The 795-nt window shown below is 40.4% G+C and carries 2 protein-coding genes; both read right to left on the bottom strand.

Annotated elements, in window-relative coordinates:
• On the bottom strand, positions 1 to 318 hold a 318-nt coding region (locus ABHN01_RS24950), incomplete at its 3' end, for an ISL3 family transposase (protein WP_429877784.1).
• Positions 248 to 718 carry a transposase family protein gene (locus ABHN01_RS24955; RefSeq protein ID WP_429877785.1) on the bottom strand — a complete coding sequence of 157 codons (471 nt, stop codon included), beginning with the start codon at positions 716 to 718 and terminating at the stop codon, positions 248 to 250. The genes ABHN01_RS24950 and ABHN01_RS24955, both read right to left, overlap by 71 nt.
• Positions 719 to 795: the final 77 nt, after the last annotated feature.

Genomic DNA, 795 nt, shown 5'->3' on the forward strand with positions numbered 1-795 from the left:
ATGTTTATACATATTTTGAATGTAGTGGAAACGGTCATACACTTGAAGAATTTCAGGATTAGCCTCAGAAATGGCTTGACGGTATGCTTGATAGCCATCCCTACTTACCACTTTGATATGAGAATGTTTTTGAAGCCAGGAAACCAGTGTTTTCTGTGATCGATCGGGTAGAATGTCAATTGGAGAATGGGTGGTTAAATCACAAATGAGCGTACCGTAGGTATGCCCCTTTAAAAAGGCAAAATCATCAATGCCTACAAAAGGGTGACACCTCTGGAGAATCAGGGGTTTGATGGATAAGATTAAGCAAAGTGTCATGACTTACAGGAAGACCCAGATGCCTAGATAGTTTTTCCGCCGTAAGGCAGCTGGATGAAAACGCCAGTTTTCGAAGGAGATCGTCTGCCCGTTTCGTTCGTCTTTTTTTGGAACTGATCCAGGAGTATCTTTCTGTGAAAATATGAGTACTACATGATGGAGAAAGGCAAAACCACTTCCGTGCGAGTAAAATAATTTCAACCTCTTTTTGTTCCATCGGAATGTCCTGAATTTTCCGCTGATACCGACTATGGCGCTTGGAGGAAGGTTTTAAGCAGGTTGGGCAAATAACAGAATGCCTTTTATTCGCCACAGTGATTTTTATTTTTCCTTTATCTATTACAAAAGAGAGAATTTCTAAGGAAGGATCAAGCAATGTGAGGGAGGAAGTAGGAATCATTTTACATTACTCCTTTTTCCATTGATATACCCGAATAGTTTCGAAGCAAATCCCTCACCAATTTCTCGTAAGAACCA

This window comes from Fictibacillus sp. NRS-1165 (assembly GCF_050468105.1).
In the GTDB taxonomy this organism is placed as follows: Bacteria; Bacillota; Bacilli; order Bacillales; family Fictibacillaceae; genus Fictibacillus_C; species Fictibacillus_C terrinigri.

What these genes read in the sequence shown, in the direction of transcription:
- ABHN01_RS24955 (WP_429877785.1), bottom strand. Translation starts at nt 718, where the DNA reads ATGATTCCTACTTCCTCCCTCACATTGCTTGATCCTTCCTTAGAAATT.